Genomic DNA, 26,508 nt, shown 5'->3' on the forward strand with positions numbered 1-26,508 from the left:
TCGTCATGGGCAGTTTCAGCCTTCCGCATATCCTCATCCTCGCGGTGGTAGCGATCCTGCTGCTGGGCGGCGGTCGTTTCTCGAACCTGATGGGCGACGTCGCCAAGGGTGTGAAGAACTTCAAGAAGGGCATGGCCGAAGAGGACGAGGACGATACGCGTCCCAAGCCGCGGATCGAGGCCAAGAGCCACGCCGAGCCGGCGTTCGATCGCGATGCCGAGCCGGTGCGCGAGGAACGCCGCTGAGCCCCTGCATTCGATCCGGCGCGCGCTGAATGTTCGACATCGCTCCCTCCGAATTCCTGCTAGTCGCGTTCGTGGCGCTGGTGGTGATCGGCCCCAAGGACCTGCCGAAGGCGATGCGCGTCCTCGGCTACTGGGTCGGCCGCGCGCGCGCGGTCGGTCGCCAGTTCCGCAACGGCTTCGACGAGATGGTGCGGGAGGCCGAGCTGGAGGAGATGGAGAAGAAGTGGAAGGCGGAGAACGAGCGGATCATGCGTGAGCATCCGTTCGTCCCCACGCCACCTGCTGCTTCGCCGGCCCTGCCCGATCATGCCTCGGCGATCGACGCCACCCCGCCGCACGACGACGTGCAGACGGCGGTGATGGTCGAAAAGCCGCATGTCGTGCCCGACGCGCCGCCGGCGGCCGCGCCGCAGGAGGGCGATGCGGACGGGGCCGACCCGCGTACCGGCGATCATCATACATCCGGTGAGCCGGTGGTTAAGGACAAGGCTGCATCGTGAGCGAGATCGTCGACGAACTGGAAGATTCGCGCGCGCCGTTGCTCGACCATCTGCTCGAACTCCGGCGGCGACTGCTGTATTGCATCGCGGCGGTGCTGCTGGCGTTCTTCGTTTGCTGGTATTTCGCCGAGAACATCTTCGGGTTCCTGGTACAGCCGCTGCTCAGCGCCGGGCAGAAAACGCTCATCTACACGCAGCTTTTCGAAGCATTTTTCGTGCAGGTGAAGGTCGCCTTCTTCGCGGCGATGATGATCTCCTTCCCCATCATCGCCATGCAGCTCTGGCAGTTCGTCGCACCCGGCCTGTACCGGAAGGAGCGGCGCGCGCTGCTCCCGTTCCTGCTCGCCACGCCGCTGCTGTTCCTGCTGGGCGCGTCGATGGCCTATTATATCGCGATCCCGATGGCGCTGCACTTCCTGCTCGGCTTCTCCGGAACGGTCGGTGGCGTGCATCAGCAGGCGCTGCCGGCGATGGGCTATTACCTCAGCTTCATCATGCAGTTCCTGTTCGGCTTCGGTGCGGCGTTCCTGCTGCCGGTGTTGCTGATGCTGCTGGAGCGGGCCGGCATCGTGACGCGCAAGCAGTTGATCGGCGCACGGCGCTACGCCATCGTCGGTGCGTTCGCGATCGCGGCAGTGCTGACGCCGCCGGACGTCGGATCGCAGCTCTTGCTCGCGATCCCGCTGGTGATCCTTTACGAAGCGGCGATCATCGGCATCTGGTTCACCGAGCGCAAGCGTGCGCGGGAAGAGGTGGCGGCCGCAAGCGCGGAATAATAGGCGGTGTTCTGTAAGGGAGCCTGCCTTTAGCGGTGAGGACGCGAGGCTGACCGTCGTCGTGCATCGATCGTCAGGGTGCGATTAGAGCGGGATTGCATCAATTCAGTTCGTCATTGCGAGCGGAGCGAAGCAATCCAGGGTGTCCTGATCCGGCTCTGGATTGCTTCGCTACGCTCGCAATGACGGATGGCGGACTTTAACCCGGGTCGCCTCGCTCCAAGGCGGCTCGGCATTCGAGTTTCTCACGTTCGGCGTTCGAAGAAGATTTGGATCACGCGGAGGCGCGGAGGGCGCGGCGGGGTGCCGCGTGGGCGGGTGAAATCCTGTCATTCCTGGTCGCGGGAGGGTGAGCGTCCGATGCGGCGGCACGACGTCTCTGCGCCTCCGCGCCTCTGCATGAGAACCCCTCTCTTTAGCCCTTTTCAGGAGCGTGACCGTCCATCGAAGGACCCGGCGGCACTCGTTATCCCGGGCCAATCCGAGAAGACGCTTTTACCTCGAGTGCGAGGAAGGAGCGGGGCGCCGGATCAAGTCCGGCGCGACGGATGGCCACGACGGTGCGCCGTCCATACGAAAAAGGGCGGCTCGTCGCCGACGAACCGCCCGTTTCCCTTCGACGGAGCGAAGGTTATTTGTTCTTGTCGGCCGCACCCGCGACGGCGTCGCCAGCGGACGACACGTCCTTGCCCACGCCGCTGACGGTGTTGCATGCCGAGACGAGCACCGCTCCGGCCAATACTGCGGCAGTCAGAACCTTACGCATTGAATGGTCTCCCAAAACACACAACGCACAATGCCGGCCCGCGCGGATCGTTCCGCGTCGGTGACAAAGCTGGTGGGTGGGAACGAATAAGGCCCGAAAGCATCACCGGGGGGGGGAGGGTGGATGCTTCCGGGCCTATGTCTTGGATAGCGAAAGCGGGGGGGCGTATAGTCGCTATCCGGAATGGAGAACGACGGTCGGCAGGCCCGGTTCCGCGCAAAATCCCGGAAATGGAAAAAATTACAGAGTTTCTTCGCGACCTGTGACGGCGATCGCGATCTCGTAGGCGCCGGTGAGCGGATCATGCTGCAGGGTCGAGCGCAACTGGCGGGTCAGACCCTCGATCACCCGGCCGTAGCGATGCTTCAGCCCTTCACGCAGATCGTCGGAATCGACCAGCGCGCGGGACGAGAGGCGCAACAAGGCACGCTGCGGATCGTCGAGCGGCTTGAGCGTGATCCGCACCTGCGTCTCGCTGACGCAGGTCATGGCCAGTTCGACCAGTTCGGTGACGAGAAAGGCGACCGCGACTGCTACGTCCTGCGTGACGTAATAGGGGTCGATGTCGAGCACGATGCCGACGCGCGTGCCTTCTGGGGCGGTGGCGCGAATGCTCGACGCCAGTTCGCCCAGCACCGCACGCAGCCCGACGCCGCGGTTCTCTTCCATCTCGGCATAGTGATAGCGATGAACGACCGCGAGCGCGTCGACGCGTCGCTGGATCGATGCATAGGCTTGGGTCGCCTCGATGCTGCGTGCGCCGCGGGCGTGGAAGTTGATGAGGCTGGAGATGACCTGAAGGTTGTTCTTGACGCGGTGATGCACCTCGCGCGTCAATTTGGTCTGGCGCATCAGCCCCTCGGCCAATCCGGCTTCGTGGATCGCGACCGTTCTGCTGAGCGCACGGAACGTGTCGCCCAAGTCGCGGATCTCCTGGGCGGGCAGCGCGCGCAGCATCGCCGGATCGGGTTGATCGCCCGGCGCATAGGCTGCGATGCTGCCGCGCAACGCGCGCAACGGGGCGATCAGCAGCCGGTCGACAACGAACCAACTGATCGCCGCCGCCGCTGCCCACATCAGCAGCGGGAAGGTCAGCGCGATCAATAGCGGCGAGCCGATCGGTGCGCTGCGCACCTGCATTTCGAGCGCGAGGCCGGCGATGCCGAGATCGCTGCGGATCGTCTCGCGACGCTCGAGCGCGCTCTCGCGCACCAGCGGGTCCAGTTCGAGCCGCTCGTCGCCGAGCGCCAGCGACAGCCCGTAATCGGGCGCGAAGCCGCTGGGCTGGCTGATCTGCGCGAGGAACGGCGCGGGGAAGTAGGCGGCGGCGGTCAGCCCGTCATTGCGTCCGGCGAAGCGGAGCATCACGCCGCGCTTCTCGACGATCCGCGCGCTGACCGCATCGGTCGCCGACTGGCGTGCGAAGGATGCGGCGCCGGGGAATGGCTCGCCGCAGATCGCGCGGCCGCGACGGTCGAGAATGACGAAACTGGTACCGGCGGCGGATTGCTGGGCGAAGACACCCTGCGCGCGCGCGCAGCTGGGCGCGTCGCCGCGGTCGGCGGTCAGCGCGTCGACGGCCACGCGCAGCGCGGTCATGTCACCGACCAGTTCGATGGCGATCGCGCGGCTGGATTCGGACGCGGCAACGCGCAGGTGCGAGCGCAGTTCGGTATCAGCAATCTGGGTGACGCGCAGCGTGGCAAAGATCGCGATAAGCGCGAGCGGCAGCAGCGCAACGCTGAGGATCAGGAACAGCTTGGCCCCGGTCGGCCAGCGCGATACCATATCAATACGCCCCGCGACGGGCCGGGGGGCGTCAGCCGCGGTAGGGATGGCCACGTCGCGTTAGTCTAGCTTGCCGAGCAGTGAGAGCAGGTCGTCGGGCACCGCTTCCTCCACGGTTTTCTGATAGACGGAGCGCAGCGCCGATCCCATATCGCGGTTCTTCGATTGTGCCGCGGTGCCTTTTTTCGGCTTTTCAGGCGCTTCCTTATCCGACGTCAACGTAAACCCCCTAAGACAGCCCGATCGTCGGCACCGTTGACGGACCGACACAGCATCGCAGGACGTTCGCTCGACGAACGCCCCACCCGGACAAGCGCGTAATGCACGTATGTCCGATGAAACCAAATCCGGGATCGTTGGTTCCATGCGGGTGCGACGAAAATCGCCGGTCGGGGGGTATCATCTGCGACCTGTCATGACGTCCACGCACATATGGTATCGGCGGCGCCGGCCGGAGCCGCGCCGCAGGGAGGGTTTTCTACACATGTCGCTCGGACAACAACTCGCGCCGCACCTTCCGTTCCTGCGCCGCTATGGTCGCGCGCTGACGGGCAGCCAGGCGCAGGGCGACCGGTATGTGCGCGCCACGCTGGAAGCGATCGTGGCCGCGCCGGAGGAATTCCCACGGGACGTCGATCCGCGGCTGGGGCTGTACCGGACGTTCCAGGCAATCTGGAATTCCGCCAATTTCGACGAAACCGCGGACGAGTCGCCGGCCGAGGATCAGGAGGCGGTGGCGCGTGCGCGACTGTCGCGGATGACACCGCTGTCGCGGCAGGCGCTGCTACTGACCGCGATGGAGGGCTTCACGCCCGAGGATGCGGCGTATCTGATCGAGGTCGATGCTGCCGAGGTCGACGCGCTGGTCGCCGAGGCGCTCGCCGAGATCGAGAAGCAGACGCGCGCGCGCGTGCTGATTATCGAGGACGAGCCGATCATCGCGATGGACATCGAATCGATCGTCCGCGACCTGGGCCATGAAGTGACCGGCGTGGCGGTCACTCGCGACGAGGCGGTGGCGCTGGCGATGGAAGATCGCCCTGGGCTGGTGCTTGCCGATATCCAGCTTGCCGACGACAGCTCGGGCATCGACGCGGTGAAGGACATCCTTGCCGAGTTCAACGTGCCGGTGATCTTCATCACCGCTTTCCCGGAGCGGTTGCTGACCGGCGAGCGACCGGAGCCGACCTTCCTCATCACCAAGCCGTTCCAGCGGTCGACGGTGAAGGCGGCGATCAGCCAGGCGCTGTTCTTCGACGAGAGCACGGTTCCGGCCTGATCGCGGCGCGCTGCCATACGATCCGATATCCTGTTGCGGGTCCGTCTTCGATACGGACCCAAAACGGTTCTAAGGGGTTACATCGCTTATGGCAGACGAAAACGAGCGCATTCACCTCGAAACCGACGAGGCGCGGGCGGGCAGCACGCCCGGGATGACGCGGTACATTCTGGTGGCGTCGCTGCTGCTGGTGATCGCGATCTTCGCCGCCATCCTCCTTTCCTGACGCGTCGATGTTGACGCACGGACTGGCCAAGCGGCCGGACGATACCTATCTTCACGGCTCGGACGGGCGCCAGACGGGCGCCGATCCAGCACAACGGAGCGGCATGACCCAATCCAATACGCTCGCAGACGACGCGCCGGAGACGGCGCCGATCGAGCACGTCGCGCTCTCCGACCCGGAGTTCAAGAAGCAGCTGGCGCTGGTGATCCCGCATCTGCGCGCCTTCGGGCGTTCGCTGTCGGGTAACCGCGATCTCGCGGACGATCTGGTGCAGGAGACGCTGCTGAAGGCATGGGCGGCGCGCAAGCGCTTCCAGGCCGGCACCAACATGCGCGCCTGGACCTTTATCATCCTGCGCAATCTGTTCCTGAGCCAGATGCGCCGCGCGCGCTTCAAGGGCGAGTGGGACGATTTGGTCGCCGATCGCGTGCTCGCCGCGCCGGCAAGTCAGGACAAGCATGTCGAACTGGCGGACATGCAGCGCGCGCTGATGCACCTGCCGCAGCCGCAGCGTGAGGCGCTGATTCTCGTTGGTGCCGGCGGTTTCGCCTATGAAGAGGCGGCGGAGATCTGTGGCGTAGCCGTTGGCACGATCAAGAGCCGGGTGGCGCGTGGCCGCGTCGCGCTCGAGGCACTGATGGCTGGCAGCGCGCTGTCGTCGCGGCGCGATCATGAGGTCGATTCCGAACGGTCCACGCTGGATTCGATCATGAATGAAGTCGACGAACTCAGTCGCGATCGCGACGCCTGATCGTCGTCTTTCGAGCGTGGTGAACGATCGTGAGGTTAAATCGGGTGTGCCGAATTGCGTCGCTACGCTTGCAAAGACAGCGAGGTGAATCAGGTTCGGAAACGCACTCCCCGCAGTTGATCGAGACAGGCCTCGATCTCGCACGGCATCTTCGTTTCCTTGCGGAACGCCGCGCGCAACGGCATCGCCATTGCGTCCGCGGCGTGCGGATCGCGCACGGCATAGGCGCCTTGCGGAGGAATGCCGTCGGAGGTCGCGTGTTGAACCATGATGTTGCAACGCGGACTTTTCGCTAAGGTTGCGCTCGTATGACAGATGCCGTCGCCGACGCGCGCGCGCGCGCCGCCTGCTTTGCGCCATTTCTGGACGGGCTGATCGCGCGGGAGGCGGTGACCGCCGCCGCCCTCTCCGCGGACGCTCTGCCGATCGGCAAGCAGCTGCGACTGGAGCGGCGCCAGGTGGCGCTGCGGGTCGCCGAGGGCGATCTGGCGGGCGCGCTCGACCTGACCGGTGTGACGGCGGCGCTGACCGACTTCGCGGATTCGGCGCTCGATCGTGCGATCACGGCGGCGATCGGCGAGCGGACACCTGATGCCGCGGTGCAGGGCTTTGCGGCGATCGCGCTGGGCAAGCAAGGCAGCCGCGAACTCAACTATTCGTCCGACATCGACCCGATCCTGATCTACGATCCGCGTACGCTGCCGCACCGCGCGCGCGAGGATGTGGCGGATGCGGCGGTGCGGATCGGGCGGCGCGTGCTCGAGCTTCTCCAGACGCGCGATGCGGACGGCTATGTCCTGCGCGTCGACCTGCGGTTGCGGCCCTCGCCGGAAGCGACGCCGATCGTGATCCCGATCGATGCGGCGATCGCTTATTATGAATCGCAGGCGCTGCCGTGGGAGCGCGCCGCCTTTATCCGCGCGCGGGCGGCGGCGGGCGACCGCGACCTCGGGCAGCGGTTCCTCGACACGATCCGCCCGTTCATCTGGCGGCGAAGCCTCGATTTCGGTGCGGTCGGCGAGATCCTCGATATCACCCGGCGTATCCGCGTCCATCATGCGCAGGGACAGGCGTTCGGTCCAGGATACGATCTGAAGCGTGGACGCGGTGGCATCCGCGAGATCGAGTTCTTCGCGCAGATCCATCAATTGATTCACGGCGGGCGCGACGCGACACTACGCGCACCGGCGACGCGCGACGCGCTGGCGGCGCTGGCCACGGCGGGGCGGATCGACCCCGAGGACGCGCGTGCGCTGGCAGCGGCCTATACGCTGCTGCGGACGATCGAGCATCGCATCCAGATGATCGACGATCGGCAGACCCATGCGCTGCCGACCGGCGACGGCCTCGACCGGGTCGCGCGGTTGCACGGACTGGCGGACGGCGCGGCGTTGCTCGACCTGCTCCGCCCGCATGTCGAGCGGGTGGCGGCGACGTTCGACCGGCTCGCGCCCGCACCGACCGCGGCGGTGCCGCACGAGGCGGGGCGGCTGACCGACTACCTCGCCGCGGCGGGCTTTGCCGAGACCGACGATGCCGCGCGCCGGATCGTCGCGTGGCGCGAGGCGCGCTACCCGGCGCTGCGCAGCGGCGCGGCGCAAAGCGCGCTGGAGGCGGTGCTGCCCGGACTGGTCGAGGCGCTGGCGCAGGCGCCGGTGCCGTTGATGGCGCTCAACCGGCTTGACCGCCTGCTGGAGCGATTGCCGAGCGCGATCAATATCTTCCGCTTGCTGGAGGCGCGCCCGGCACTGGCGACGTTGCTCGCGGAGATCCTCAGCCACGCGCCGACCTTGGCCGAGGCGCTGGCACGGCGGCCCGATCTGCTCGATGGGCTGATCGATGCGAGCGCGTTCGATCCGGTCGGCGACGTGCCCGCGCTGATGGCGCAGATGCGCGCGACCGAGCGGGGCGCCGACTATCAGGCGATCCTCGATCATGTGCGCCGGGTCGTCGGCGACCGGCAATTCGCGCTGGGCACGCAGATCGTCGCCGGGCGTGCTGACCCGCTGGACCTCGCGGCAGGCTATGCGCGGGTCGCGGAGGCGGCGGTCGCGGTGTTGACCGCGGCCACCGTTACCCTGTTCGAGGAGGTACACGGGCGCGTGCCCGGCGGCGAGCTGGTGATCCTCGCGCTCGGGCGGCTGGGAGGCGCGGCGCTGACCCATGCCTCTGATCTCGACCTGATCTACCTGTTCACCGGTGACTTTACCGCCGATTCCGACGGGGCGAAGCCGCTCGGCGCGACGCTCTATTTCACCCGCCTGGCGCAACGCGTGACGGCGGCGCTGTCGGTACCGACCGCGGCGGGCCCGTTGTATCAGGTCGACACGCGGCTGCGGCCATCGGGCGCGCAGGGGCCGCTGGTGGTCAGCGTCGACTCCTTCGCGCGCTACCAGCGCGAGGAGGCGTGGACGTGGGAGCATATGGCGCTGACCCGCGCGCGCGCCATCTACGGCAGCCCGGCGGCGCGGGACGCGGTGGAGGCGATCGTCGCGCGCGTGCTGGGCGGCGAGCGCGCGGAACACGACATCGCCGCCGATGCCGCGACGATGCGCGCCGAGATGGCGCAGCACAAGCCGCCGCAGGGGCCGCTCGATGCCAAGCTGTTGCCCGGCGGGCTCGTCGATCTGGAATTTGCGGTGCATGTCGCGCAGCTGACGCGCCGCACCGCCTTCACGCCCGAACTCGGCGCGGCCATCGACGCGTTGATCGCCGCCGGGGTATTCGCGCCTGCATTGCGCGCGGCCTATGACATGCTCGGTCGATTGCTCGTCACGGTCCGACTGATCGCCCCCGATGCGCAGGAACCCGCCGCGGCAGTGACGCGGGCGCTGATCGCTCGCGCGGTGATGCTGCCCGATTGGGAGGCGGTGCTTGCCACGTTGGCGACGGTACGCGAGAGCGTTGCGGAAAGCTGGCAGGAGAGCATCACATGGACACCCTCCCGGACGTGACCGCTACCGGCGCCGATGGCGCGCCGCTGCGACTGCGCGATCTGCCGCGGCCGCTGGTCGTCTATTTCTACCCCAAGGACGATACGCCGGGCTGCACGCGCGAGGCGCAGGATTTTTCGTCGCTGACCGAAGACTTCGCAGCGGCGGGCGTGACGGTGATCGGCGTGTCGCGCGATACCGTGACGAAGCACGTGAAGTTCCGCGACAAACATGCGCTGGCTGTGACGCTTGCCAGCGACCTGGACGGGAGCGTTACCGAGGCGTTCGGCGTGTGGGGTGAAAAGCAACTTTACGGCAAGACCTATATGGGAATCGAGCGCGCGACGTTCCTGTTCGACCGCGATGCGACACTGGCGCAGGTGTGGCGTAAGGTGAAGGTGCCGGGCCACGCCGCGGCGGTGCTGGCCGCCGCGAAGACTCTCTAAGTCAGGCAAACGACCGCTTCTTACAACGACTCGGCGCAAGACTCCGGCGCTTGGACGCGCCCGGCGGCAGACGCTATTGCGTGATTAACCTTCTGCCGCGCACAAACCTTTGCGTTCGCTGCGGCGGTTCTATCGCGGGCGGGCACGGAAAAAGGGGAAGACCGGCGCGTGTCGCACTGGTCGCAGTCTTGATCTGGGGTTCGATGACCGACACCGCTTCTTTGCCGGCCGGGCGGCCGCTTGTTCGCCTGAACGCCGTGATCGCCGGACGACCGGCGCTGCTGCGCGGGGGCGCCGCACTTCTCCTCGGGTTCGCCGGCTATGGCGCGTTGCAAGCTTCGACGCAGGTCGCGCAGGCCGCCGGGCTGACGCCCGCCGCGGCAGCGCAGGCGCAGCGGATGCAGGCGATGGAGCATAAGGTCGAACGGATGCAGGCGCGCGTCGCCACGATCCGCAGCGCCGCGCAGCAACATGCCACGCGCATCGAGCAGCGACAGGCGCTGCTGACCGCGGCGCTGACCGGGCAGGGCGATGCGCGCCGGCTGGCGCTGGCGACGCTCGCGGTCGATCCGCAGGCGACGCGCGTCGCCGCGGACACGATCCGCCCGTTCCTGAAGGTGGAGCGCCGGCAGGTGGCGCTGGCGCAGGTCGCCGAGCAGCAGTTGCTCGATCGCTATGCCGCAACCGCGCAGCAGCTTCGCCAGCGCGGCATCGCACCGAGCCGCGTCGTCAAGGCAGGCGCGGCGATGGGCGGTCCGCTGGTCGAGGCGACCAGCGCCGAGGCGCGCGCCGATCTCGCCGCCGACCAGCAGTTCCGCTCGCTGTTCATGACCTGGAAGAAGCTCGATCGGCTGGAACAGGGCGTGATCGCGATCCCGTCGGTGCAGCCGGTGCAGAAGCTGCAGTTCACCAGCAATTTCGGGATCCGTTCGGACCCGTTCCGTGGCACGGCCGCGATGCACGCGGGCGTCGACATTCCCGGCCCGTCGGGCACGCCGATCTATGCCACCGCCGATGGCGTCGTCAGCCACGCCGGCCGGCAGGGCGGGTACGGCAACATGGTCGAGATCAACCACGGCAAGGGTATCGCCACCCGCTACGGCCACCTTTCCAAGATCATCGTCGCCGACAACACCCGCGTGAAGCGCGGGCAGCTGATCGCGTTGATGGGCTCGACCGGGCGCTCGACCGGCCCGCACCTCCATTACGAGGTGCGGATCGATGGCCATGCGGTAAATCCGGTGCCGTTCCTGACCACCGCCGATTATCTGATGGCGGCGCAGGATCGCGCGGTCGGGCAGATCCCGGTGTCGACCAGCGGGCCGGCGCCGCAGGACTGAGGCGGGGCGGCTAACGCTCTGCTTCCGTCGTCCGGACTTGATCCGGGGCCCGGGAGCAAAGCGGGGGCCGGATCAAGTCAGGGATGACGAAGAAGGGGATGCCCTTTCCGTTTGCGGCCACTACGCCTATCTTGTCCGTCATGGCCACGCTCGCACCCGATATCGTTCTGACCCCCGCCGCTGCGGCGCGCGTTGCGGCGATTGCTGCGCGGCAGAACAAGCCCGCAATCCTGCGGCTCTCGGTCGAGGGCGGTGGCTGCTCGGGGTTCCAGTATCGCTTCGGCTTCGCCGACGCGCCGGAGCCCGCCGATCTGATCGCCGAGACCGATGGCGTGCGGCTGGTGGTCGACGACATCAGCCTCGATCTCGTTCGCGGCGCCAGCGTCGATTACGTCGAGTCGCTGGGCGGCGCGTCGTTCAAGGTCGAGAACCCCAATGCCGCGAGCGGCTGCGGGTGCGGGACAAGTTTTTCCGTGTAGTTAGACAAGCGCACGGTCCGCGTTTAGACCGGCGCGCGTGAAGATCGTCACCTACAACGTCAACGGCATCAAGGCGCGGCTCCCGCGCCTGCTCGAATATCTTGCCGAGGAGCAACCCGATGTGGTCTGCCTCCAGGAGCTGAAATCGAGCGACGATACCTTCCCCGAGGCCGATATCCGCGCGGCCGGCTATGGCGCGGTATGGCATGGGCAGAAGGGCTTCAACGGCGTCGCTGTGCTCGCGCGCGGGGTCGATCCGGTCGAGCGGCAGCGTGGGCTGACGGGTGAGCCCGAGGACGAGCATAGCCGCTATCTGGAATGTTCGGTGTTCGGGTTGGTGGTCGCGTCGATCTATCTGCCCAACGGCAATCCGGTGCCGGGGCCGAAGTTCGACTACAAATTGCGGTGGATCGGGCGGTTGCAGGAGCGCGCGCGCGCACTGCTCGCCGAGGAGCTGCCGGTCATTTTGGCGGGCGATTACAACGTCATTCCCAATGACGACGATACGTTTTCGGTCAAGGCGATGGCATCGGACGCCCTGATGCAGCCCGAGAGCCGCCACGGGTACCGGGCGCTGCTGGCGCAGGGCTGGACCGACGCGTTGCGAACCCGCCATCCGAAGGGTGGCATCTGGACTTTCTGGGATTATCAGGCGGGTGCGTGGCAGCGCGATGCGGGATTCCGGATCGACCATCTGCTGCTGAGCCCGGCGGTCGCCGACCGCTTGGCAGAGGCGGGCGTCGACAAGGCGTATCGTGGGCGCGAGAAGGCCAGCGACCATGCGCCGACCTGGGTGCGGTTGCGGTGACGCCGAAATGGGGTGCGGTGGCGCTTTCGATCGCGATCGGGACGCCTGCGGCGGCGCAGGATGCGCCGGGGGTGCGTTTCTGCCCGAATAGACCATCGCTGGGGGCGAGCGGGTGCACGACCGTGCCCGGACAGGTGCAAGTCGAGCTGTCCGGGATCGATTGGGAACGCAACGACGACGGTGAGACGCGCGAGGACCTGATCCGCAGCGAAGTGACCGCGCGCATCGGGCTGACGCGCAACAGCGAGGCGCAGATCGGGTGGACGCCGCTCGGCACGCTGCGTTCGCGCGACAAGGCCAGCGGCGAGGTGATGCGGCAGACCGGCGTGGGCGACGTGACGCTGGGGTGGCGTCGGGCGTTGAGCCATCCCGACGGCAAGAAGCTGTCGGCGGCGGTGCAGCCGTATGTCACGCTGCCGGTCGGGCATAGTGGGATCGGCGATGGCGACTGGTCGGCGGGGACGGTGCTGCCGGTGTTCTGGCGCATCAACAAGAAATGGAGCGTCGACTTTACCGGGCAGCTGGCCGCGGCGGTCGACGAGGACAGGCATGGCCGGCATTTCGATGCGACGGGCGTATTCGGGATCGGGTACGCGCTGACCGACGGCGTCACCGCCAATGCCGAGCTGTCAGTGGAGCGCGATCAGGATCCTGCGGGGCATGTCGCGCGGACGCTGGCGGCGGCGTCGGTGGCGTGGAAACCGACCAAACGTACCCAGTTGGACGTGCTGGCGGTGGCCGGGCTGAACCATGATGCGCCAGACGCGCGCGTCGCATTCGGCGGTGCCTTGCTATTCTGACCGGCAATCGGCGTATTGCGCCGATCATTGGCGTGTTCTGCCTGTGTAACACACCTGTCACTCGTGAAAAACCGCGGATTTCTGCGGAAAATGCGAATTGGCACGATGGCTGCAATATGTCCTGCGTCCCCGATCAACGGGGCAGGGAGACCCGCCATGAAGACCATCGCCACCGCCGTCATCGCCAGCCTGTTCGCGATCGCCCCCGCCCATGCCGCGCCGAAGACCGCCCCGAACGCCGAACCATCGCCTACCCCTGTCTCGACCAACATGCCCGCGCCGGCCCGCACCGCCAACACCCGCTATTGCTACGACACCGAGATCACCGGCTCGCGCCTGCTGACGCGCGTGTGCAAGACCCGCGATGCCTGGAAGCACATGGGCGTCATCGTCCCGCAGAACCTGTGATCGCCGGCACCCGGCGGGTCTCCGGCGCCGGCCGGAACCCGCCGCCACGGGTCAGAACGTGCGTTCGTAGACCTGATAGATCTTGTTGACGCGGCTATCGATCGCGGTCGCGATCGAGTTCATGCCCTGATTGTCGTCGAGCACCCAGCCGATCTCGCCGCGCGTCGCGCCGTAATTCGCAACCGACGCCTGCCGGATCGCCTCGATCATCATGAACGCCAACTGCCCGGCGAGCCGCGAGCTTTGCAGTTCCTTGCGCACCCCCATCAGCGGCACACGCATCGTCTGCACACGCGGCTTGCGCAGCCACCACAGCAGCTTCGCCCAGCCGAACGGGAGCAAATTGCCGTTCAGCGGCTTGATCGCTTCGTTGAGGTCGGGGAGCGTGATCATGAACGCGACCGGCTTTCCGTCCAGTTCCGCGATGCGGATCAGGTCGTTGAAGACGATCGGCTTCAGCTTGACCCCGACGTCCTTGATCTCGGGCGGGGTGAGGGGGATGAACCCCCAATTGTCGGACCATGCGTCGTTGAGGATGTCGAGGATGATCGCAGCCTCTTCCTCGAACTTGCGCTTGTCGACCTCGCGCACGACGATGCTCTTGTTCGCGTCGCCCGAGCGGATGATCCGCTTAACCAGCGGCGGAAATTCCTGCGTGATGTCCAGCTCGTAGGTGACGAGCTGCTTGACCGGCCGATAGCCGGCGCGTTCGATCCACGCGCGATATTCGGGCTTGTGATGCCCCATCATGACGGTTGGCGACTGCTGGTAACCCTGGACGAGCAGGCCCGGCTCTTCCCAGATCGACATGCTGATCGGCCCGAGCGCGCGGGTCATGCCCTGTTCGCGCAGCCAGCCCTCGGCCGTCGTCAGCAATGCCGTGAAGATGCCCTCGTCCTCGGCATCCATCAGCCCCCATTGGCCGCAGCCCGGACCAAAGCCGCGTTCGGCCGGCATTTCGAGGCCCAGCGTGTCGATGTGCGCGGAAATGCGACCGACGACGCGACCGCCGCGATGGGCGAGGAACAATTGCGCCGTGGCATGGCTGAACCAGCCGTTCTTCTCCGGCGTGATGAGCCCCAATGCCTCGCTTTTCAGCGGCGGAACCCAGTAAGGATCGTCCTTGTAAAGACGAAATGGCAGATCGACGAACGCCTTGCGGTCGCTCTTGGACAGGACGGGAGTGATCGAAAGCTCAGCCATGTTGCTGGCGTGTAAACGGGTCACTCGATCATAGCGAGTGAACAATTATCCAGAATGGCGAGCGCGCCGGTCCTGTTCCGGTCACCGTGTCGCCACTATGTTCGATCAATGGATATGCCCATGAACACCATGACTCTCGATCGTGCGGCAGCCGCCGTGCGCGCGCCGCGCCCGACGATCGCCGATGACAAGGCAATGCTGAAAGCCGCGGCCGAGCTGACCCGCGATCTGCTGAAGCCGCGCCCCGGCATCTACTGGGCCGATCTGATCGCCTCGTCGGTGGTCGGCTATAGTGCGTTGGTGGCAGCGATCGTCACCACGTCGACCGCGCTGGCGATCGTCGCGGGCGTGGTGGCGGTGCTCGCATTGTATCGCGGGATGAGCATGATCCACGAGCTGACGCACGTGAAGCATGCGGCGCTGCCGGGCTTTCGCACCGGCTGGAACGCGCTGATCGGCGTGCCGATGATGATCCCGTCGTTCATGTACGAAGGCGTGCACAATCTGCACCACGCCAAGACGCGCTACGGCACGTCGGAAGATCCGGAGTATCTGCCGCTGGCGCTGATGAAGCCGTGGACCTTGCCGGTGTTCATCCTCGTTTCGGCGTTGGCGCCGATCGGGTTGCTGATCCGCTTCGGCGTGCTGGCCCCATTGTCGATGCTGTCGCCCAAGCTCCGGACGGCGGTGGTGTCGCGGTATTCGGCACTGTCGATCAACCCGCAGTTCCGCCGCCGGATGCCGCAGGGCGAGGAGAAGGCGCGCTGGGACCGTGTGGAGACAGCGACGGCGGTGTGGGCGCTCGCGCTGATCGTGCTGACCGCCACCGGCGTGTTGCCGCTCAAGGCGTTCCTGATCTTCCTCGCGGTCGGGTCGGGCGTGGCGCTCATCAACCAGGTGCGGACGCTGGTCGCGCATCTGTGGGAGAATGAGGGCGAGGTGATGACCGTCACCGCGCAATATCTCGACTCGGTCAACGTGCCGCCGCCGGCGCTGCTGCCGGTGCTGTGGGCGCCGGTCGGGCTGCGGTATCATGCGCTGCACCACCTGCTGCCGGGCGTGCCGTATCATGCGCTGGGCGAGGCGCATAAGCGGCTGATCGGCGTGCTGGAGCCGGAATCGCCATATTACAAGGCGAACTATCGTGGGCTGCCGGGGCTGGTTGGCAAGCTGACGATGGCGACGCTACGGGGGCGGTGAGGGGTCTGTCGCAGGCTCGAGCCGGTCACTTCCGCCCGGAAGAAGCGAGAGCCGGGGCGAGCCCACATTAGAGCCTTGTCCCTCACCCCACGGGCGCGAAGAAGACGGGGTGATCGCTATTCCTCGGTCCTGAGCAGCACCGCCTCGCCGATCAGCAGGAACAGCAGGAACGGCGCCCAAGCGGCGAGGAATGGCGGGTAGGCGCCGAGATTGCCCATCGCGAGCGCAAAGCTGTCGGCAACGAAATAGGCGAAGCCGAGCGCCATTCCGATCACCGCGCGGACGAACAGCGCGCCGGAGCGCGCGATCCCAAATGCCGCGACCGCGCCGAGCAGCGGCATCAGCACCGACGAGAGCGGGCCGGACAATTTGTGCCACAGCACGCCCTCCAGCGCCTTGGTCGGGCGGCCAGCCTCCTCCAGATCGCCGATCGCCTCGCGCAAGCCCGCGAACGACAAGGCGTCGCCGTCGACATTGGCCAGCGTGAACTGATCCGGGGTGACGCCGCGTCCGACGACCGTCGCGCCGAGCCGCGTCACCTTGCCCGAGGCAACGTCGAAGCGACGCGCCGGCCAAATGCGCCAGCCGTCGCCGTCGCGCACGCCGCGCGGAGCGTTGATGAGCCCGCGCAGGCCGCCGTCGGGATTGCGTTCATAGACCGTCACGCCGCCCAGTTGCGCGCCCGCACCACGCCCGCCGATCGCATCGGCCTGGATCAGATCGTCGCCGGCGCGGACCCACACGTTGCTGCGATTGCCGCGATCGATCGGCATGGTGCCGTAATTGACCTTCTGCCATGCGCTCAGCTCGGCGGTGGCGCGGCTGACGATCCGGTCGTTGAACGCGAAGGTGACGAGCGCGATGCCGACGCTGGCGATCACCAGCGGCGCGAGCACCTGATGCGCCGAGAGCCCCGATGCCTTGAGCGCGACGATCTCGCTGTTGGCGTTCATGGTGATGAGCGTCAGGATCGTGCCGAGCAGCACCGAGAAGGGCAGGAAGGTGGAGATCAGCTGCGGCGCGCGCAACGAGACGTAGCGCCACACCTCCGCATCGCCGTTGCCGGCGGTGGCGAGGATGCGCCCGCTCTCGCTGAGCAGGTCGAGCGTCTGGAGCACCAGCACCAGCCCGAACAGGATGCCGAAGGTGCGCGTCAGGAATAGCCGCGCCATGTAGATCGCGACGGTGCGCGAGGGGAACAGCGCGGTCATGCGCGAGCCTCCTTGCGGCGGCGGCCGGGCAGGTACCGCGCGATCATCGCCCACGCCTTGCCGAAGAAGCGCTCCAGCGCGCCGATCGGCTGCCCGCCGGGGACGTTGGCGATCGTGTGGTACATCCACAAAATCAGCGCGGCGAAGATCACGAACGGCACCCATAGCGCGATCGCCGGGTCGACCGCGCCGCGCTCGCCCAGCGACGCGGCATATTGGTTGATCTTGTGATAGGTGACAACCATCACGATCGACAGGAACACGCCCAGCGCCGAGGTGGAGCGCTTCGGGGGCACGCCGAGCGCGACCGCGAGCAGCGGCAACAGGAACATTGACGCGACCTCGACCAGCCGGAAGTGGAATTCGGCACGGCTGCCGTCGCGTTGCTCCACGCTCCGGGTCGGCGCGTGGCCCAGTTTCGCGAGTTCGGGCAGCGTATATTCGAGGTTCTTGCCGCCGCGGGTGCGGAAGCTCTCGAAGCGGGGCAGGTTGATCGGCAGATCATGCGACGTGAAGGTCAGCGTGCGCGGCGTGGTGAAATCCGGGCGATTGTGGATCATCGTGCCGTTGGTCAGCCGGAAGATGATGACGTTGGGATCGTCGGTGGCAAGGAACTGGCCGGTGGCGGCGGTGACGCCGACCCAGTCGCCCTTCGGCGAGCGGGCGTGGACAAAGATGCCCGACAGCTGGCGACCACGATCCTGGCTGCGTTCGATGCGCAACGTCATACGGTCGCCCAGGTGCGTGAACTCGCCGACCTTGATCGACGCGCCGAGCGCGCCGGTGCGCAGCTCGAAGCGGAGCTGCTCATAGGCGTAGCGCGCCTGCGGCTGGACATAGCCGACGATGAAGATGTTGAGCGCCGCCAGCAGGATCGCGTAATAATACGGGACGCGCAGCAGCCGGCCGTAGCTCATGCCGACCGCGCGCATCACGTCCAGCTCGCTCGACGTCGCGATGCGGCGGAAGGCGAGCAGCACGCCCAGCATCAGCCCGATCGGAATGCCGAGGCCGAGATACTCGGGGAGCAGGTTGGCCAGCATCTTCCAGACGACGCTGACCGGGCCCCCTTGCGTCGCGACGAAATCGAAAAGGCGGCGAATCCGGTCGAGGATCAGCAGCATCGCCGAGATCAGCAACGTCGAGAACAGCGGCAGCGCGATCAGCCGGGCCATGTAGCGGTCGATCGAGGTCATGGGCGGGGCGGCGCTGCCTTTGCGTGGACGACGGAACGATCGCCTATAGGATGCGTCGGCGGGCGCGTCAGCAGCCGATTTGGGTCATTCGGCGGCAAGCGGTGCCGGATCGTCGCCGCGCGCGGCGGCCGCGGCCACCGCACGGTCGAGCGCGGCGAGCGTGAACGGCTTGCGGAGCACCGGATGGTCGCCGAGCGCGATGCCGCCATTGGCCTCGCCCGCGAAGCCGGTGACGAACAGCACCGGCACATGCGCGAACGCGAGCGGGAGATTGGCGATCATCTCCGGCCCGGTCAGCAATGGCATGAGGACGTCGGACAGGATCAGGTCGACACGCTCCATCGTCGCCAGCACCGCGCCGACCTGGGTCGCATCCTCGCAGGCGACCGGGTGGTGGCCGAGGTCGGCGAGCGCCTCCATCGTCGACGACAGGACGCGCGCATCGTCCTCGACGACCAGAATCGCGCGGGCGGCGGTGGCGGGGATCGTCGGCGCGAGCAGCGCGGGCGGGGCGGGGGGACGTACGGCCGCCTCGCCACGCCGATCGCGCGGCAGCAGCAGCGTGACGACGGTCCCCTCGCCGACGCGCGAGGCGATCGTCACTTCGCCGCCGATCTGGCGCGCGAAGGCGAAGGTCTGGCTGAGCCCGAGCCCGGTGCCCTTGCCGAGCGGCTTGGTGGTGAAAAACGGTTCGAAGACGCGGTCGAGCACGTCGGGCGCGATGCCGCAGCCGGTGTCGGCGACCGACAGCGTCACGAACTCGCCGCTCGGCCGGCCCGGGTCGCCACCGCCCGACACGATGGTATGCCCCGCGCGGATCGTCAGCGTGCCGCGGCCGTCCATCGCGTCGCGCGCATTGACCGCGAGATTGACCAACGTGTTCTCGAGCTGCACGCGATCGACGCGCGCGCACCAGCCGGCGCTGTCATCCTCCAGCACCAGCGTCATCCCGTCGCCCAGCGCGCGGGTGAGCAGGTCGCTGAGACCATCGAACAGGCCAGCGGCCGCGATCGGCTCCGGATTGATCGCGGTTTCGCGCGCGAAGGCGAGCAGGCGGGCGGTCAGCGCCGCGGCCCGCTCCGCACCGTCGCGCGCGCCCTCCAGATGGCGCGCGGCCTCACCGGCGCCGGGCGGCAGATGGCGCGCGGCAAGCTCGACCCCGTTCAGCACCACCGCGAGCATGTTGTTGAAGTCATGCGCGATGCCGCCGGTCAATTGCCCGACCGCCTCCATTTTCTGCACCTGACGCAGTCGCGCCTCCTGCGCGCGCAATTCCTCGGTGGCGCGCGCCACCGCCTCGGCCAGTTCGTCGGCGCGCAGCCGCTCGCTCTCCGCCTCGGCGCGCGCGATCGCGCGGTCGGCGAGCGCCTCGACCATGATCCAGCCCATCGTGATCCCGCCGCCGACCAGCAGCACGCCGAACACCGCCAGCACCTTCGCGATGGTCGTCGATCGCCGAACCGAGGCGCGCGCCTGGGCGGTGCGCATCTCCAGCAGCAGTCGTTCGTCGGTGATGATCCCGTCGAGCGAATCGTTGATGCGGGTGAGCGCATCGCTCTGTCGCGCCTGATAGAAGCGCGACAATGCCTGGCTGTTCTTGCCGTAATTGGTGCTGAGCGCGGTTAGCGCCAGTTCGTCGCCGCGGGTGCGGAACGCCTCCTGCAAGGTCGCAACATGCGTGAGCTGGACGTCATTGTCGCGGACAAGCTTGGCCAACCGGCCGATCGCCTGCTTCGCGCGCCGCCAGTCGTCGTAATAGACCTGTCCAAGCTGCTGGTCGCCCGAGATCACGTAACGGCCGAGCGACGCCTCGGCATGCGCGACCGTGCCCTGCACGGTGCGCGCCAGGATCATGACGTCGTAGCTGTGCCGCTGCGACGCGAGCGCGCGATCGCGCTTGTCGTTGACCTCGACCAGCGTGACGACCAGCAGCGCAAGCACGATCGCGCCGGCAAGCGCCATCACGCTGAGCGTAATGGTGCGCCACGCGCCGGTCAGTCGTCCGGTGATGTCGTCGCGATCGGTCACGGCCGCGACGTTAGGTTAATAAGTGTTAAGAGAAGGCGAACGGAGTCTCACTTGGTCGCACCCGCAAGGCGTCCCGCCGACGCGAACAAGGTGACGATGCGGTCGATCTGTTCCGACGTATGTTCGGCGCAAATCGAGCAGCGCAACAGGAACGTGCCCGACGGCGTAGCCGGCGGACGCGCGACGTTGACGTAGAGCCCTGCCTCCAGCAACGCCTGCCACATCACCACCGCCTGTGCCTGATCCTGCAGGATCACCGCGACGATCGCCGAATCGCACGTTTCGGTGCCGAGCGCGAACCCCAGCCCCTTCAGCCCGGCGTGGAGCCGGCGGGCATTGTCCCACAGCCGCGCGCGCTTGTCGTGCGCGGTCATCAGCTTGCGCACCGAGGTGGCGGCGGTCGCGACCACCGACGGCGGGAGCGAGGCGGTGAAGATGTACGGGCGGCACGAGAAGCGCAGCCCCTCGAACTTCGGATGGTTCGAGATGCAGAAGCCGCCGACCGTGCCGACCGATTTCGAGAAGGTGCCGATCACCAGATCGACATCCTCGCCGAGCACCAGCCCCTGCGCCTCGTAGACGCCGCGGCCATGCTCGCCGAAGAAGCCCATCGAATGCGCCTCGTCGACCAGCACCATGCAGCCGTGCTTCTTGGCGACCTGCACCATCTCGCGCAGCGGGGCGATGTCGCCGAGCATCGAATAGACGCCCTCCAGCACCACCAGCTTGCCCGGCTCTGGCGGCAGGCGGCCGAGACGCTTGTCGAGATCCTCGACCGAATTGTGTCGGAAGCGGACGATCTCCGCATCGCCCATCTTGCAGCCGTCGTAGATCGAGGCGTGGCTGTCGGCGTCGAGAATGACGTACTCGCCGCGACCCGCCATCGTCGAGATCGTGCCGAGATTGGCCTGATAGCCGGTGGAGAAGACGATCGCGCCGCTCGCGCCGTAAAATTCCTTGAGCGCGTCCTCCGCCTCGACGTGATCGCGGAAGGTGCCGTTGAGCATCCGGCTGCCGTTGGTGCCGCTGCCGAACTGTTCGAGCGCACGAGTGCCGGCGGCGATCACGTCCGGGTCGAACGTCATGCCCATGTAATTGTAGGTGCCGAGGAGGATCGTCTCCTTGCCGCGGATCACCGCGGTAGTCGGCGAGGTGACCTGCTCCATGACGATCCCGAACGGATCGCGCACGCCGGAACCCATCAGCGCCTCACGCTCGGCGAGCAGCGGATCGAACTTCGCGAACAGGTCGCGCGCGGGCGGCGCGGCGATGGGTTCGGCGGGCAGCTTCTCGCTCTGGAGGCCAGTCTCGGTCATGCGGTTCAGCCCTTCAGCTTCTCGACCGCGTCGGCGAGCTGGCCGACATTCTCGATTTCGGCCTGCATGTTCATCGTGATGATGATGTCGAATTCGTCCTCGATAGCGGCGACGAAGTCCATCACGGTCAGCGAATCCCATTCCAGGTCGCCCTGGAAGCTGGTCGCTTCGGTGATCGCGACGCCCTTCTTGTTGAAGGGTTCAATCTGCGTGCGCAGCGTGTCGAGAATGGTGGTACGGTCGGTCATGCGCGTGCTGTGGCCCTGAAATGCGGCGGTTGTCTGGCCGCGCTATAGCAAGCCGTGGGCGCGATACCATCGTGCCGTGTCGCATAGCCCGTCGGCGGCCACGATTTGCGGGTGCCATAGCGTCGCGGGCGGGGCCTTCGCCGGGTCGGCGGTCCAGTCGGGATGGACCATATAGGCGACCCGATCGGCGGTCAGCTTCGCCTTCGCTCCGCGCAGCAGCCGGTCGGTGCGCGCGGCAGTGCGGAGCAGCGCGGCGGGTAGGGGCAGCGGAGCGATGCGCCGCCCGACCGCCGTGCCGATCGCGCGCGCGAAGTCGGCATAGCTGAGCGTGCTGCCGTCGCTCGGCTCGTAGATGGCCTGGTCGCCGGGCGCGTCGGCGAGCGCGAGCAGCAGCCGGGCGAGGTCGGCGACGTGGATGATCGAAAGCCGCCCGCGCGGTGGGGTTGGGACGACGCCGGTGCGGCGGGCGGCGCGGAACAGGTCGCGTTGTTCCATGTCGCCGGGGCCGTAGACGCCGGGCGGCCGGATGATCGTCCAGTCGAGCGCGCTGTCGCGGACAACCGCTTCGGCTTCGTGCTTCGACCAGCCGTAGTTCGAGAGCGCCGGCTCGCGCGCCGCCAGCGAGGAGACGTGGACGAAGCGGCGCACGTCCCACGTCCGCGCAGCGTCCACGACATTGCGCGTGCCGTGAATATTGGCAGCGGCGAAGGCGGCGCGATCGGGAGCGTTGACCGCACCGGCGACGTGGACGACGGCGTCGGCGGTCGAGACGAGTGCGGAGATCGCCGCCGCATCGTCGAGCGCCCCGGCGATCCACGTCACGCCGTCGCGCGGCGGCTGCGGGCGGCGGGCGAGCGCGCGGACGGGGTGCCCGGCGGCGAGCGCCTGTTCGATCAGCGCGCCGCCGACGAAGCCGGTGCCGCCGGTGAGCGCGAGGATCACAGCAACGCCATATGGTTGCGGTGGACGAGCGCGGCGCGCGGGGCATAGCCGAGCAGCGCGGCATGTTCGTCGCTGCGCCGGCCGAGCAGACGTGCGGCGTCGGCGGCGTCATATTCGGACAGGCCGCGCGCAATCGGGCCGGTGGGGCCGGCGATCGTCACCAGGTCGCCCCGCGCGAACGCTCCGTCGACGCGTGTCGCGCCGGCGGCGAGCAGGCTGCGACCCTCGGTGAGCGCGTGGGCCGCGCCGGTATCGACATGGATCGTCCCCGCCGCGGTCAGCCCGCCCGCAAGCCACGCCTTGCGCGCGGGGGCGGTGCGCTCGGCGACGAAGAGCGTATGGCGCGCGTCGGCGGAGAGCGGGTGCTGGTCGCGGCCCGAGGCGATCGCGAGCCCGGCGCCGGCGGCATTGGCGATGCGCGCGGCGGCGATCTTCGAGACCATCCCGCCCGAGCCCATGCCGGAGGCGGAGCCGCGATCGGCCATCGCCTCGATCTGCGCATCGATCCGCTCGACGCGTGCGATGTGCTGCGCGCCGGACAGGGAGGGATTGCGATCGTAGAGGCCGTCGATGTCGGAGAGCAGCACCACGCCCTGCGCGCCCGCCGCCTGCGCGATCCGCGCCGCGAGCCGGTCGTTGTCGCCGAAGCGGATTTCCTCGGTGGCGACCGAGTCGTTCTCGTTGATGACGGGCACGGTGCCGAGTTGGAGCAAGCGGCCGAGCGTCGCGGCGGCGTTGAGGTAGCGCCGGCGATCTTCGAGATCGCCGAGCGTGACGAGCATCTGCGCGGCGGTGAGCCCCTGTGCGGCGAGCACGTCGGCCCAGACGCCGGCGAGCGCGATCTGCCCGGTGGCGGCGGCAGCCTGGGCATCCTCAAGGCTGGCGCGTCCGCCCTTGGCGAGCCCGAGCCGCCGTGCACCCAGCGCGATCGCGCCCGAGGAAACGACCGCGACCTGCTGACCGGCGGCGGCGCGTTCGGCGATGTCGCGCGCGATCCCCTCTAGCCAGGCGCGCCGGACCCCGCCGTCGGGGTCGACGAGCAAGGCCGAGCCGATCTTGACGATCAATCGCGGGCAGGCAGCGGGGGGGAAAAGCGACATGCCCGCGGCGTTAGCGCGGTGCGCCGCGGCGCTCAATCGCGCGCGAACATCTCGGCGTGGGGCAGGGTGAGCGACAGCGCGGGAAGCGGCACGTCGAACGGCTCGTCGTGCCCGACGTCGCTCCAGCCGTGCGGGCCGGTGCGCTGGATCACCCGCAGCCGCTCGCTGGCGATATCGACGAAGACGATCGTGTCGACGCTGTCGAGCGCCTTATATTCGTCGAGCTTCGTCCGCAGGTCGGTGCGCGCCGTGGTGGCGGACAGCACCTCGAACAGCACGCGCGGATCGTCGAACGACTTGGCGGTGTCGTGCGCGGGATCGTTCTTGCCGCAGAACACCGACACATCGGGGTAGCGCACCGACAGGTCGTGGGTGCGGGTCGCCATGTCCGACGTGTAGGGCTTGCATCCGCTTCCCCGCAGCGCCGCTCGCAGGAACGCCTGGATGTTACCGGCCACCTCGGCGTGCCGCGCCGAGCCACCCGCCATCATGCGGATGATCCCGTTGTCCAGCTCCGCCTTCAGGTCGCCGAAATCGAGCTCGAGGAACTCTGCGGCGGTCAGCGTCGGATAGTCCGGGGCGATCTGCCTAGCCATGATGCCAACATAGTCGTTCGCGACGATGCTGGCTACGGTCTCACACCGGCGACCATTCGACTTCCTGTTCCTCGCCGTCGTCGTCGACGGGACGGTCGGGGGTCGGGATCGCCTCGAGCAACCGGTCGAGCGCCCAGTCGACGCCGACGCCGCTCGCGCCGGATATCGGGATGACCTCCGCGCCGCTGGCTTCCTCCAGCTCGGCCGACAGAGCGGCGATCAGTTCGTCGTCGAGCGTGTCGATCTTGTTGAGCGCGACCACCACCGGCTTCTCGTCGAGCCCGCCACCATAAGCGGTCAGCTCGTCGCGGACGATGCGATAGCTTTCAGCGACGTCCTTGTCGTTGGCGTCGATCAGGTGGAGCAATACGCGGCAGCGCTCGATATGGCCGAGGAAGCGGTCGCCGATCCCCGCGCCGTCCGCCGCGCCCTCGATCAGGCCGGGGATATCCGCGACGACGAACTCGCGCTGCTTGTGGCGCACGACGCCGAGCTGCGGGCGCGTCGTGGTGAAGGCATAGGCGCCGACCTTGGCCTGCGCGTTCGTCACTTGGTTGATGAAGGTCGACTTGCCGGCATTGGGGAGGCCGACGAGCCCGGCGTCGGCGAGCAGCTTGAGACGCAGCCACACCCACGCCTCCTCATACGGCCAGCCGGTGCCGTGCTGGCGTGGCGCGCGGTTGGTCGAGGTCTTGTAGCTGGCGTTGCCGCGTCCACCGTCGCCGCCGCGCAGGAAGGTGATCCGCTCGCCGACGCGCGTCATGTCGGCGAGCAGGGTGCGTTCCTCGTCGTCGGCGAGGATCTGCGTGCCCACGGGCACCTTGACGACCAGATCGTCGCCGCCCGCGCCGGTGCGGTTGCTGCCCGAGCCGCCCATGCCGCGCGGGGCGCGGAAATGCTGAGTGTAGCGAAAGTCGATGAGCGTGTTCAGCCCGGCGACCGCCTCGAAGACGATATCGCCGCCCTTGCCCCCGTTGCCGCCGTCCGGGCCGCCATATTCGATGTATTTTTCACGCCGAAAGCTGACGGCGCCGGGACCGCCCGCACCGGAGCGGACGAAGATTTTCGCTTGATCGAGAAAGTGCATGGCGTGCGGCTTAGCGCTTTAGCGGCGCTAAAGCACTATGCCGCGCGCCCGGCCGGCGCGGGCAAGGCCCGCGACCGACGACGCGGCTCGGCCGCGGCGGATTATCGTCGAATTACCGTCATTTCCGCGCAGGCGGAGGTGCAAAGCCTCCGGCGTTGCGGCCCCTTCTGGAAGCTGCGCGTCTGGATCCCCGCCTTCGCGGTGATGACGAAGCTACGCCTCTACCACCCCCCGATCGCGCAACAACATCGTCCGCGCGATCGCCCGTGCGCGGTCGCGGGGCAGCCCCAGCGCGCGCGCCATCGGGGCACCCAGCAGCGCGTCGCCCAACGCCGCGAGTACCAGTTGCAACGTCTCGTCCTTGATCGGGGCGTCGGGGCGCTGTTCCTCGCGGGACAGTTCCTCGACCAGATCGTGGACCGCGGTCAGGATCGGGTCGAGCGCGTCCTGATTGCCGTTGAGGATCATCCACGTTGCCAGCGCCCCCGCGCCATTGGCGCCGAACGCGTCGAAGACGACGTCGACCAGCTCGGCCGGGTCCTTGCGTTCGCGCGAGCGGCGCGCGGCGTCGCGGATCGGGGCGACGACCAAGGCGGTCATCCGCCGGATCAGCGCCGATTGCAGCTCGTCCGCCGAGCCGAAATGGTGGAGCAGATTGGCGTGCGTTCGCCCGACACGCCCCGCCACCGCCTTCAGCGTCACCGCCTGCGGCCCCTGTTCGACGAGCAATATGCGCGCCGCCTCCAGTGCCGCGTCGCGCGACGCCTCAGGGCTCAGCCGCCGGCGCGGGGTTGCAATCGGAGCGGAGGGCAATTAACTGACACCATTGTAAGTAA

The 26,508-nt window shown here is 67.7% G+C and carries 29 protein-coding genes; 14 read left to right on the forward strand and 15 right to left on the reverse strand.

Annotated elements, in window-relative coordinates; genetic code table 11:
- Positions 1-5 precede the first annotated feature (5 nt).
- From AADI75_RS02370 to tatC, 3 genes are read left to right on the forward strand one after another with little or no spacing between them, the layout of a single operon-like run.
- Positions 6-245, forward strand: a complete 240-nt coding sequence (locus AADI75_RS02370) for a twin-arginine translocase TatA/TatE family subunit (protein WP_333914455.1) — start codon at positions 6-8, stop codon at positions 243-245.
- A gap of 29 nt (positions 246-274) precedes the next feature.
- Complete coding sequence (tatB, locus tag AADI75_RS02375) at positions 275-745, forward strand: Sec-independent protein translocase protein TatB (RefSeq protein ID WP_341207450.1); 471 nt, start codon at positions 275-277, stop codon at positions 743-745.
- Positions 742-1,521, forward strand: coding sequence for a twin-arginine translocase subunit TatC (gene tatC, locus AADI75_RS02380; protein ID WP_341207451.1), 780 nt, complete (start codon positions 742-744; stop codon positions 1,519-1,521). The genes tatB and tatC overlap by 4 nt, the downstream gene beginning before the upstream one ends.
- Positions 1,522-2,152: 631 nt before the next feature.
- Here tatC and AADI75_RS02385 read toward each other — a convergent pair.
- From AADI75_RS02385 to AADI75_RS02395, 3 genes are all read right to left on the reverse strand, one after another.
- Positions 2,153-2,287, reverse strand: a complete 135-nt coding sequence (locus tag AADI75_RS02385; protein ID WP_159754804.1) for an entericidin A/B family lipoprotein — start codon at positions 2,285-2,287, stop codon at positions 2,153-2,155.
- Between the two features lie 240 nt (positions 2,288-2,527).
- Positions 2,528-4,075 (reverse strand): sensor histidine kinase, encoded by a 1,548-nt coding sequence (locus tag AADI75_RS02390; protein WP_341207452.1) that lies wholly within the window; start codon positions 4,073-4,075, stop codon positions 2,528-2,530.
- Between the two features lie 60 nt (positions 4,076-4,135).
- Positions 4,136-4,294: a NepR family anti-sigma factor gene (locus AADI75_RS02395; protein WP_162143908.1), complete on the reverse strand. Its 159-nt coding sequence runs from the start codon at positions 4,292-4,294 to the stop codon at positions 4,136-4,138.
- A 265-nt stretch (positions 4,295-4,559) separates the two neighbouring features.
- Between AADI75_RS02395 and AADI75_RS02400 the strand changes: the two genes are divergently transcribed.
- From AADI75_RS02400 to AADI75_RS02410, 3 genes are all read left to right on the forward strand, one after another.
- On the forward strand, positions 4,560-5,354 hold the full coding sequence (locus AADI75_RS02400) for a response regulator (protein ID WP_341207453.1): 795 nt from the start codon (positions 4,560-4,562) through the stop codon (positions 5,352-5,354).
- Positions 5,355-5,442: 88 nt separating this feature from the next.
- Complete coding sequence (locus tag AADI75_RS02405) at positions 5,443-5,580, forward strand: hypothetical protein (RefSeq protein ID WP_028965107.1); 138 nt, start codon at positions 5,443-5,445, stop codon at positions 5,578-5,580.
- Positions 5,581-5,683: 103 nt separating this feature from the next.
- Entirely contained in the window at positions 5,684-6,331 is a 648-nt protein-coding gene (locus tag AADI75_RS02410) for a sigma-70 family RNA polymerase sigma factor (protein ID WP_341207454.1), read from the forward strand.
- Positions 6,332-6,420: 89 nt separating this feature from the next.
- On the opposite strand, the gene AADI75_RS02415 is transcribed toward AADI75_RS02410, so the two are convergent.
- Entirely contained in the window at positions 6,421-6,549 is a 129-nt protein-coding gene (locus AADI75_RS02415; RefSeq protein ID WP_341207455.1) for a hypothetical protein, read from the reverse strand.
- A 90-nt stretch (positions 6,550-6,639) separates the two neighbouring features.
- Here AADI75_RS02415 and AADI75_RS02420 point away from each other — a divergent pair, with 90 nt between their 5' ends.
- The 7 genes from AADI75_RS02420 to AADI75_RS02450 all read left to right on the forward strand — a co-directional run bounded on the left by AADI75_RS02420 (position 6,640) and on the right by AADI75_RS02450 (position 13,545).
- Positions 6,640-9,285 carry a bifunctional [glutamine synthetase] adenylyltransferase/[glutamine synthetase]-adenylyl-L-tyrosine phosphorylase gene (locus AADI75_RS02420; RefSeq protein ID WP_341207456.1) on the forward strand — a complete coding sequence of 882 codons (2,646 nt, stop codon included), beginning with the start codon at positions 6,640-6,642 and terminating at the stop codon, positions 9,283-9,285.
- Positions 9,264-9,710, forward strand: coding sequence for a peroxiredoxin (locus tag AADI75_RS02425; protein WP_341207457.1), 447 nt, complete (start codon positions 9,264-9,266; stop codon positions 9,708-9,710). Before AADI75_RS02420 ends, AADI75_RS02425 begins: the two co-directional genes overlap by 22 nt.
- A gap of 203 nt (positions 9,711-9,913) precedes the next feature.
- Complete coding sequence (locus AADI75_RS02430; protein ID WP_341207458.1) at positions 9,914-11,050, forward strand: M23 family metallopeptidase; 1,137 nt, start codon at positions 9,914-9,916, stop codon at positions 11,048-11,050.
- A gap of 140 nt (positions 11,051-11,190) precedes the next feature.
- Complete coding sequence (erpA, locus tag AADI75_RS02435) at positions 11,191-11,529, forward strand: iron-sulfur cluster insertion protein ErpA (protein ID WP_341207459.1); 339 nt, start codon at positions 11,191-11,193, stop codon at positions 11,527-11,529.
- Between the two features lie 37 nt (positions 11,530-11,566).
- Positions 11,567-12,337, forward strand: coding sequence for an exodeoxyribonuclease III (gene xth / locus AADI75_RS02440; RefSeq protein ID WP_341207460.1), 771 nt, complete (start codon positions 11,567-11,569; stop codon positions 12,335-12,337).
- Complete coding sequence (locus AADI75_RS02445) at positions 12,334-13,137, forward strand: transporter (protein ID WP_341207461.1); 804 nt, start codon at positions 12,334-12,336, stop codon at positions 13,135-13,137. Before xth ends, AADI75_RS02445 begins: the two co-directional genes overlap by 4 nt.
- Positions 13,138-13,293: 156 nt before the next feature.
- Positions 13,294-13,545 carry a hypothetical protein gene (locus AADI75_RS02450; protein ID WP_341207462.1) on the forward strand — a complete coding sequence of 84 codons (252 nt, stop codon included), beginning with the start codon at positions 13,294-13,296 and terminating at the stop codon, positions 13,543-13,545.
- 51 nt (positions 13,546-13,596) lie between these two features.
- Here the strand turns inward: AADI75_RS02450 and AADI75_RS02455 are convergent, their stop codons facing one another.
- Positions 13,597-14,748 (reverse strand): N-acetyltransferase, encoded by a 1,152-nt coding sequence (locus AADI75_RS02455; RefSeq protein WP_341207463.1) that lies wholly within the window; start codon positions 14,746-14,748, stop codon positions 13,597-13,599.
- 120 nt (positions 14,749-14,868) lie between these two features.
- Between AADI75_RS02455 and AADI75_RS02460 the strand changes: the two genes are divergently transcribed.
- Positions 14,869-15,948 (forward strand): fatty acid desaturase, encoded by a 1,080-nt coding sequence (locus AADI75_RS02460; RefSeq protein WP_341207464.1) that lies wholly within the window; start codon positions 14,869-14,871, stop codon positions 15,946-15,948.
- Positions 15,949-16,064: 116 nt separating this feature from the next.
- On the opposite strand, the gene lptG is transcribed toward AADI75_RS02460, so the two are convergent.
- The 10 genes from lptG to AADI75_RS02510 all read right to left on the reverse strand — a co-directional run bounded on the left by lptG (position 16,065) and on the right by AADI75_RS02510 (position 26,485).
- Positions 16,065-17,159 carry an LPS export ABC transporter permease LptG gene (gene lptG, locus AADI75_RS02465; RefSeq protein ID WP_341207465.1) on the reverse strand — a complete coding sequence of 365 codons (1,095 nt, stop codon included), beginning with the start codon at positions 17,157-17,159 and terminating at the stop codon, positions 16,065-16,067.
- Complete coding sequence (gene lptF / locus AADI75_RS02470) at positions 17,156-18,355, reverse strand: LPS export ABC transporter permease LptF (protein ID WP_341207466.1); 1,200 nt, start codon at positions 18,353-18,355, stop codon at positions 17,156-17,158. The genes lptG and lptF overlap by 4 nt, the downstream gene beginning before the upstream one ends.
- A gap of 84 nt (positions 18,356-18,439) precedes the next feature.
- Positions 18,440-20,383, reverse strand: coding sequence for an ATP-binding protein (locus AADI75_RS02475; protein WP_341207467.1), 1,944 nt, complete (start codon positions 20,381-20,383; stop codon positions 18,440-18,442).
- 47 nt (positions 20,384-20,430) lie between these two features.
- Positions 20,431-21,699, reverse strand: a complete 1,269-nt coding sequence (locus AADI75_RS02480; protein ID WP_341207468.1) for an aminotransferase class I/II-fold pyridoxal phosphate-dependent enzyme — start codon at positions 21,697-21,699, stop codon at positions 20,431-20,433.
- A gap of 5 nt (positions 21,700-21,704) precedes the next feature.
- A complete protein-coding gene (locus AADI75_RS02485; RefSeq protein ID WP_341207469.1) occupies positions 21,705-21,947 on the reverse strand; it encodes an acyl carrier protein in 243 nt (80 codons plus the stop codon).
- 42 nt (positions 21,948-21,989) lie between these two features.
- On the reverse strand, positions 21,990-22,889 hold the full coding sequence (locus AADI75_RS02490; protein ID WP_341207470.1) for an NAD(P)-dependent oxidoreductase: 900 nt from the start codon (positions 22,887-22,889) through the stop codon (positions 21,990-21,992).
- The gene (gene proB / locus AADI75_RS02495; RefSeq protein WP_341207471.1) at positions 22,886-23,989 is read right to left on the reverse strand and encodes a glutamate 5-kinase; all 1,104 of its coding nucleotides are present in this window, start codon (positions 23,987-23,989) and stop codon (positions 22,886-22,888) included. The genes AADI75_RS02490 and proB overlap by 4 nt, the downstream gene beginning before the upstream one ends.
- A 32-nt stretch (positions 23,990-24,021) precedes the next feature.
- Positions 24,022-24,585 (reverse strand): Uma2 family endonuclease, encoded by a 564-nt coding sequence (locus AADI75_RS02500; RefSeq protein WP_341207472.1) that lies wholly within the window; start codon positions 24,583-24,585, stop codon positions 24,022-24,024.
- A gap of 40 nt (positions 24,586-24,625) precedes the next feature.
- Positions 24,626-25,672, reverse strand: a complete 1,047-nt coding sequence (gene obgE / locus AADI75_RS02505; protein WP_341207473.1) for a GTPase ObgE — start codon at positions 25,670-25,672, stop codon at positions 24,626-24,628.
- A gap of 213 nt (positions 25,673-25,885) precedes the next feature.
- Positions 25,886-26,485 (reverse strand): helix-turn-helix domain-containing protein, encoded by a 600-nt coding sequence (locus AADI75_RS02510; protein WP_341207474.1) that lies wholly within the window; start codon positions 26,483-26,485, stop codon positions 25,886-25,888.
- Positions 26,486-26,508: the final 23 nt, after the last annotated feature.

The sequence above is a fragment of the uncultured Sphingomonas sp. genome (assembly GCF_964021865.1).
In the GTDB taxonomy this organism is placed as follows: Bacteria; Pseudomonadota; Alphaproteobacteria; order Sphingomonadales; family Sphingomonadaceae; genus Sphingomonas.